Source organism: Streptomyces sp. SID3212, assembly GCF_009865405.1.
In the GTDB taxonomy this organism is placed as follows: Bacteria; Actinomycetota; Actinomycetes; order Streptomycetales; family Streptomycetaceae; genus Streptomyces.
Map to the genome: position 1 here is coordinate 1 of NZ_WWJY01000277.1, position 8,093 is coordinate 8,093.

At 71.2% G+C, this 8,093-nt stretch carries 6 protein-coding genes; 2 read left to right on the forward strand and 4 right to left on the reverse strand.

The genetic code is table 11. The features are described from left to right. Positions 1-235 precede the first annotated feature (235 nt). The 3 genes from GT042_RS08680 to GT042_RS08690 form a co-directional block, all read right to left on the reverse strand. Positions 236-1,144 (reverse strand): DUF4429 domain-containing protein, encoded by a 909-nt coding sequence (locus tag GT042_RS08680; protein WP_161308128.1) that lies wholly within the window; start codon positions 1,142-1,144, stop codon positions 236-238. Positions 1,145-1,200: 56 nt separating this feature from the next. Next, positions 1,201-2,421, reverse strand: a complete 1,221-nt coding sequence (locus GT042_RS08685; RefSeq protein ID WP_161308129.1) for an alpha/beta hydrolase — start codon at positions 2,419-2,421, stop codon at positions 1,201-1,203. Between the two features lie 175 nt (positions 2,422-2,596). Then, on the reverse strand, positions 2,597-3,298 hold the full coding sequence (locus tag GT042_RS08690; RefSeq protein ID WP_161308130.1) for a TetR family transcriptional regulator: 702 nt from the start codon (positions 3,296-3,298) through the stop codon (positions 2,597-2,599). 126 nt (positions 3,299-3,424) lie between these two features. Between GT042_RS08690 and GT042_RS08695 the strand changes: the two genes are divergently transcribed. Next, on the forward strand, positions 3,425-5,032 hold the full coding sequence (locus tag GT042_RS08695; protein WP_161308131.1) for an MFS transporter: 1,608 nt from the start codon (positions 3,425-3,427) through the stop codon (positions 5,030-5,032). Between the two features lie 179 nt (positions 5,033-5,211). Beyond that, complete coding sequence (locus GT042_RS08700) at positions 5,212-5,598, forward strand: peptidase inhibitor family I36 protein (RefSeq protein ID WP_161308132.1); 387 nt, start codon at positions 5,212-5,214, stop codon at positions 5,596-5,598. Positions 5,599-5,802: 204 nt separating this feature from the next. Here GT042_RS08700 and aceE read toward each other — a convergent pair. Next, positions 5,803-8,093 (reverse strand): pyruvate dehydrogenase (acetyl-transferring), homodimeric type (aceE, locus tag GT042_RS08705; RefSeq protein ID WP_161308133.1); only part of this gene is annotated, 2,291 nt, incomplete at its 5' end.

Sequence of the window (8,093 nt, forward strand, 5' to 3'; positions counted from 1 at the left end):
CGGGCCGTGGTCGCCCCGGTGGGCAGGCTGGCACGAGCCCGCTCGGGGCGGCGGTCGGGTTTACGCGGGGTCGGAGGCGTACGACCGTGCGTTCCCGGCGGTCGGCCCTGCGGGCGGGTGGCGCAGGCTTTTGCGCGCCCCGCCCAGGTGCGTGCCCCGCCCAGGTCGGCGGTCTCGCCCGGGTGGGTGTGGTCCGGCACCGACCCCCGGTCCGGCCGGCCGCGAGGCCGGGCCGTCACAGCTCCGCCAGGAGCTCCGCCTTCTTCGCGCTGAACTCGTCGTCCGTCACCAGGCCCGCCTGGTGCAGTTCCCCGAGGTGGCGGATTCGTTCCGCCACGTCCGCCGGGTCGCTGCGTGGGGTCGCCGCCGCGTGGACCGGGATCCGGGGCGGTCCCGGGGCCGCCCCCGCGCCCCGTACCGCGTGCAGGACCGCCGCCGCGAACGGCAGCGACTCGTGCACCGGGCCGTAGCCGAGGCCGAAGACCACGGCCGCCGGGTCGTGGTCGGCCTGGGCCGGCTGCGGGGCCCGCGGCAGCTCCGCGCCCTGGCCGTCGCGCGGCAGCAGCCGCAGGTAGCCGTCGAAGACCTCGGGGGAGCGCCACTCGACCCCGTCCAGGTCCCTGACCGCGAAACTCTGGTCGCCGGCCTTCCACTTGGCGGACGACGCGCCCGTCCAGGACCAGCGGAAGGACACCTGCTCCCCGTCGAAGACGGCCTTGCCGTCGAACGCCTTGAACGTCCTGGGCCGTTCCGGCGGGTCCACCAGGAACCGCTCGGCGGGCTCCAGGCGCTCCGGCCCGTCCCCCCGGCCCGCGAGCGCCGCGCGCAACTCGTCCGCGTAGTACTCCGCGAGCGTCTCGCGCTCCGCCGGCAGCACCAGCCGGTACGGATCGCTGCTCCCCCTGAGCTGGCCGGCCGCCGCCTCCATCAGGGGATCGGCGCCCGGTCTCGGGACCGCGTGCAGCACGACCGTCCCGCGCTTGCCGGGGGAGAGCGTCACCGAGGACAACGCCGCGTGCGGGACGCGGCGTTCGCCGAGGGCCTGGAAGAGCTTCGGCGCGCGTATCCCCCGTTCGAAGCGGACGAGCACGGAATCGCTCTCGAACTCCCAGGTGGCATGAATTCCGCCCAGCACATCACCCATACGGCACATCGTAGGCGCCGCGCGCCGCCGCGTCGCCTGCCCCGGCGCGGGGAGTTCTACGCGCGTCCGATCCCGTCCGCCCGGAGGAGGTCGCTCCGGCAGTCGCTGTCCGTGTCGGCGCACCGCACCGCGCGGTACGAGCCGACCCCGATGTCGGCGAAGTTGTCGAGGCTGTCCGTGCCCGGCACGAAGTACCCGCTGTGCCCGACCGCCCCGTCCGCCGACAGGATCCGCGCCCCGAAGTGCCCGCTCACCGGATCCGCCCCGTGCCCCAGGCCGCCGACCGCCAGGTACGGCACGTCCTGGATCCAGTCGTCGCGGTCCCGCATGGCCCACACCCGGGCCGTGGTGTGCAGTTGTGCGGCGTTGCCCACCCGCATCCCCGGGCTCCCGGCGACCGCCACGTCCGTGACCCGCGCCGGCAGGTCGTCGGCTGCGACCCCGCACACGACGGAGCCGTAACTGTGGCAGAAGAGGGAGACCCGCGACCGGCCGGGCAGCGCCCGGACCAGCGCGGTGAGCCGTACGCCCCCGGCCTCCGCGAGCTTCCCGATGGCCGCGTCCATGCCGAGACCGGCGGGCGCGGTGTAGTCGGCCCAGGCGATGACGGCGGTACGGGCGGCGGGATCCGCGCGCCGCTCGGCCGTGTACAGCGCCCCGGCCATCCCGGCGGGCGCCGTGTACCTGCGTTCGGTCCGTTCGAAGGTCAGTACGTTCGTGTCGACGCCCGGCACCACGATCGAGACCCGCTCGGCGTGATCCAGATCGCCGAACACCTCGGCGGCCCGGCCCTTGCCCGACGGGTCGAAGGCGAGCATCCGCCGGTCCGGGTGGAGCATCGACGTGTAGCGGTTCATCGTGCGCCCCGCCTGCCTGCGCCCGTCGGGCGACAGCCGCACGTCGTGCGTACGGCGCCGCTCGACCTCCCGCGCCTGACGGAGCGCCAGCCGGTTGGCCCGGTAGCGCAACGTCACCGGAGCGCCGTTCAGATTACCCACGACGAGCGGGTATCTGCGCACGAGCGCGGTCTGCTGAACGGCCGTCAGCGACGTGAAGAAGGCCGCGATCAGCTTCGGCGGGCTGTCCGTGTCGGGGAGGTCCCGTGCTCCTGTCCGGCCCCGCTCCCAGGCGGAGACGGCGATCTCCAGGGGCTCGCCGGGGCCGCGGTGATGACGTACCGCGGTCCACCCGGTGGTGGCCAGGAGGACGAAGACGACGGCGAGCGCGAGAAGCATGCGCCAGGCGCTCAACGGAGGATCAGTTTCGAAGGAAGTCACTAACTACCAGCCTAGGACGCGCGTAGGTGCCCTCGTGGCGAGGGTGAGGCACATCACGCGCAACGAAGGAATGAACCGACGGTAACGTCACCATGGGTACGCGCGGCGCGTACGCTCCGGCGCGCGACACGCGTACAAGTCACCGAAGATGACGCCCCGTGAGGTCGAATCGGCCCTAGGGCGTGTCGGCGACCGACCGGCCCCCGGGCCGGGACGCCCCCTGGACCGGGCGCCGCCAGTCCTCCGCCAGCGCGGGACCCAGTTGGTCCAGGTACGTCTCCGACAGCGCGCCCAGCGACTCCACGCTCGTGTCCTGGCCCTGGCCCCAGAGCCGGCCCGTCACCCGCATCACGCCGGTGAACGCGGCGACGGCCACCCGGGGCCGGGGGTCGGCGTCCACGTCGAGCCCCTCGCGGTCCGCGATCAGCCGCGCGATCTCCTCGTCCAGCTCGGCCGAACGCCGCAGGTGCGCGGCGAGCAGCGCGGGCGTCGACTCGATCAGCTGATAGGTCCGCATGTGCAGTTCGACGGGGACGACCGCCTCGATCGCCTCACTGACGCCCTGCCAGGCGGACGTGACGGCTCGGCGCATCGCCTCGAACGGCCCCTCGGCGGCGGGTCGTACGCGCAACGCCTCGACGAACCGCCCCTCCACCATCCGTACGACGGAGAAGACGACCTCCTCCTTGCCGGCGAAGTAGCGGAAGAAGGTCCGCTGGGAGACCTCGACCGCGTCCGTGATCTCGTCGACCGTGGTCTGTTCGTACCCCTGTGCGGTGAAAAGTTCCAGTGCCACGCGCAACAGCGCGTCGCGGGTGCGCTGTTTCTTGCGGGCGCGCAGCCCGACCGGATGCCCGGTCACCGTTTCGTGCACCACCGATTGGTCCTCGTTCCACCGCTTCACACCGCTTTGACCTGCTCAGTGTATCTGTGAGCTACGTGACAGTTACCGACTTGTGAAACGGTTTGTCAACTGTCAGTGGCTGACACTAGCGTGGTCGGTATGACTAGTCAGACCACCGTCGACACAGCGCCGCAGACCCCGGAACCCCCGGCATCGACGCCCGCCAAAGGGCTGCGCGGCCACCCCTGGTTGACTCTCTTCTCGGTGGCCATCGGCGTGATGATGGTGGCGCTCGACGGCACCATCGTGGCGATAGCCAACCCGGCCATCCAGAAGGACCTGAACGCGAGCTTCGCGGACGTCCAGTGGATCACCAACGGCTACTTCCTCGCCCTCGCCGTGGCCCTGATCACGGCCGGCAAGCTCGGTGACCGCTTCGGCCACCGCCAGACCTTCCTCATCGGCGTCACCGGCTTCGCCGCCGCCTCGGGGGCCATCGGCCTCTCCCACAGCATCGCGCTCGTGGTCGCGTTCCGCGTGCTCCAGGGCCTCTTCGGCGCCCTGTTGATGCCCGCCGCGCTGGGCCTCCTGCGCGCGACCTTCCCCGCCGAGAAGCTGAACATGGCCATCGGCATCTGGGGCATGGTCATCGGCGCCTCCACCGCGGGCGGCCCGATCATCGGCGGTCTGCTCGTCGAGAACGTCAGCTGGCAGTCGGTCTTCTTCATCAACGTGCCGGTGGGCATCGTGGCCCTGGGGATCGGCATCGTGATCCTCAAGGACCACCGCGCCGAGAAGGCGCCGAAGTCGTTCGACGTCCTCGGCATCCTGCTGCTCTCCACCGCGATGTTCTGCCTGGTCTGGGCGATCATCCAGGCCCCGACCTGGGGTTGGGGCTCGGGCCGGACCTGGCTCTTCATCATCGGGTCCCTCGTCGCCTTCGGGCTCTTCGCCTTCTGGGAGACGAAGGTCAAGGAACCGCTCATCCCGCTCGGCCTGTTCCGCTCCGTACCGCTCTCCGCCGGTGTGGTGCTGATGGCGCTGATGGCCATCGCCTTCCTCGGCGGCCTGTTCTTCGTGACCTTCTACCTCCAGAACGTGCACGGCATGAGCCCGGTCGACGCCGGTCTGCACCTCCTGCCGCTCACCGGCATGATGATCGTCGCCTCGCCGCTCGCCGGGGTGGTCATCACCAAGGTCGGCCCCCGGATCCCGCTCGCGGCCGGCATGATCTTCACCACCGTCGCCATGTTCGGCATGTCCACGCTGGAGACAGGCACCAGCAGCTTTGTCATGTCGATCTGGTTCGCCCTGCTCGGCATGGGCCTCGCGCCCGTCATGGTGGGCGCGACGGAGGTCATCGTGGGCAACGCCCCGATGGAGCTGTCCGGTGTCGCCGGCGGCCTCCAGCAGGCCTCCATGCAGATCGGCGGCAGCCTCGGTACGGCCGTGCTCGGCGCGGTCATGGCCTCGAAGGTCTCCAACGACCTGCCGGGCAACTGGACCGGCGCGGGCCTGCCGCCGCTCACCCCCGACCAGGCGGACAAGGCCGCCGAGGCCGTCCAGGTCGGCGTGCCCCCGGTGGCGCCCGGCACCCCCGCCGAGATCGCCGCGAAGATCACCACCGTCGCGCACGACACCTTCATGTCCGGCATGGGGCTGGCCTGCCTGGTCGCCGCCGGCGTCGGCGCCGTGGCGGTCTTCGTCGCGCTGCTGACGAAGCGGGGCGTCAACGCGGACGCCGCCGACGCGGGGGTGCACATCTGATGTCAGCCTCCGGCTGACCCGACGTCAATTCCGCTCCCCCCACGGCCCCGCCGGAACCTTCCGGCGGGGCCGTCGCCTATCCGGGTGGTGCGCCCCCGGACCCCTTCCCCGGCGGGTCCCGCGCAGGTCAGGGTACGGATGACCGGCAAGAACACGTACGACGACGGGGGATGATCCGCATGCGCGGAACCAGCACAATCACACGTACCGGCCTGTTCGCCCTGGGGGCGCTGCTCGCCACCACCCTGCTGCCGGCCGGCAGCGCCACCGCCGCACCACCCCGCCTGGGGGCGTGCGCGGCGGGCGAGTTGTGCCTCTGGGGGAAGGACGACTTCACCGGCTCCCGGTGGATCCACGAGCTGTCGGGACTCGACATCGACAGCTGCGTACCGCTCCCGGCGGGAGCCACCGCCGCCTCGCTGGCCAACCGCACCGGACGGCCCGTGACCACGTACCAGTCCGCGGAGTGCGGAGAGACGGGGGAGTTCGAGACGTACCCGGGCGGCGGCACGTGGGTGCCGCGCTCGCCGTACCGCGTCCGGGCGTTCAAGGTCTGGGAGACCTGAGAGGGGGTACCCGGGACCTGAAGGCACGGGAACACACCCCGAGCCCCCGCTCACGCGGCTGAGACATGTCGCGGACCGGGCAGGACGGTACACGTCCTCAATCGCCGGACGGCTTACCCAGCCCGTCCGGCGATTGAGGACACCCGTGACCTCAGGCCACCGTCACCCGCGCTGTCCGAAGCGGGCCGACCCGCCCGGCAAGGGCTACGCGTCGCCGCCCTCAGGGCCCGGGTCCGCCGCCGCCGTGTCCAGCAGCTGATAGCGGTCCACGGCCTGCTTGAGCACCGAGCGGTCCACCTTGCCCTCCCGCGCCAGCTCCGTGAGGACCCCGAGCACGATCGACTGCGCGTCGATGTGGAAGAAGCGCCGCGCCGCGCCCCGCGTGTCCGCGAAGCCGAACCCGTCCGCGCCCAGCGACTGGTACGTCCCGGGCACCCAGCGCGAGATCTGGTCCGGCACGGACCGCATCCAGTCGGACACCGCCACGAACGGACCCTGCGAGCCGGACAGCTTCCGCGTCACGTACGGGACGCGCTGTTCCTCCTCCGGGTGCAGCAGGTTGTGCCGCTCCACGTCGACCGCCTCGCGGCGCAGCTCGTTCCACGACGTCGCGGACCAGACGTCGGCCCGTACGTTCCACTCCTCGGCGAGCAGCCGCTGCGCCTCCACGGCCCACGGCACGGCCACGCCCGACGCCAGGATCTGCGCGGGGATCTCGCCCTGCTCGGCCTGCTTGAAGCGGTGAATACCCTTGAGGATGCCCTCGACGTCCACGTCGGCCGGCTCGGCGGGGTGCTGGATCGGCTCGTTGTAGACCGTCAGGTAGTAGAAGACGTCCTGGCTCTCGCCCTCCACGGGCGGGCCGTACATCCGACGCAGGCCGTCCTTGACGATGTGCGCGATCTCGAAGCCGTACGCGGGGTCGTACGCGACACACGCCGGGTTCGTCGACGCCAGCAGGTGCGAGTGCCCGTCCGCGTGCTGGAGCCCCTCACCGGTCAGGGTCGTACGGCCGGCGGTCGCACCGAGCACAAAACCGCGCGCGAGCTGGTCGGCCATCTGCCAGAACTGGTCACCGGTCCGCTGGAAACCGAACATCGAGTAGAAGACATAGACCGGGATCAGCGGCTCGCCGTGCGTGGCGTACGCCGAGCCCGCCGCGATCAGCGACGCCGTACAGCCCGCCTCGGAGATGCCGTCGTGCAGCATCTGACCGGTCGGCGACTCCTTGTACGCGAGCAGCAGCTCGCGGTCCACGGACTCGTACTGCTGCCCGAGCGGGTTGTAGATCTTCGCGCTCGGGAAGAACGAGTCCATCCCGAACGTGCGGTACTCGTCCGGCGCGATCAGCACGAACCGCTTGCCGATCTCCTTGTCCCGCATCAGGTCCTTGAGCAGCCGTACGAACGCCATCGTCGTGGCGATCGACTGGTGCCCGGAGCCCTTGCGGACCGCCGCGTACGTCTTGTCCTCGGGCAGCGCCAGCGGCTTCGCCCGGACGACCCGCGTGGGCACGTACCCGCCCAGCGCCCTGCGCCGGTCGTGCATGTACTGGATCTCTTCCGAGTCCTTGCCGGGGTGGTAGTACGGCGGCGCGCCGTCCTCCAGCTCCTTGTCCGGGATCGGCAGGTGCAGCCGGTCGCGGAACCCCTTGAGGTCGGCGGTCGTGAGCTTCTTCATCTGGTGGGTCGCGTTGCGGCCCTCGAAGTTCGGCCCCAGCGTCCAGCCCTTGACGGTCTGCGCCAGGATCACCGTCGGCTGGCCCTTGTGGGCCTTGGCCGCGGCGTAGGCGGCGTACACCTTCTTGTGGTCGTGGCCGCCGCGCCCCAGGTGCAGGATCTGCTCGTCGGTCATGTTCTCGACCATGGCGCGCAGCCGCTGGTCGTCACCGAAGAAGTGGTCGCGGATGTACGCGCCGGTCTCGGTCGCGTACGTCTGGAACTGACCGTCCGGCGTGGTGTTCAGCCGGTTGACCAGCACGCCGTCGCGGTCCTGCGCGAGCAACGGGTCCCAGGAGCGGTCCCAGACGAGCTTGATGACGTTCCAGCCGGCACCCCGGAACTGCGACTCCAGCTCCTGGATGATCTTGCCGTTGCCGCGGACCGGGCCGTCGAGCCGCTGGAGGTTGCAGTTCACGACGAAGGTCAGGTTGTCCAGGCCCTCGCGGGCGGCGATGGACAGCTGCCCCAGCGACTCGGGCTCGTCCATCTCGCCGTCGCCCAGGTACGCCCAGACGTGCGAGGCGGAGGTGTCGGCGATGCCGCGCGCCTCCATGTAGCGGTTCATCCGGGCCTGGAAGATCGCCCCGAGCGGGCCGAGGCCCATCGAGACGGTCGGGAACTCCCAGAAGTCCGGCATCAGCCGCGGGTGGGGGTAGCTGGACAGGCCGTACGGCGCCTTCGACTTCTCCTGGCGGAACGCGTCGAGCTGCGCCTCGCTCAGCCGGTCGAGCAGGAAGGCGCGGGCGTAGATGCCGGGGGAGGCGTGGCCCTGGA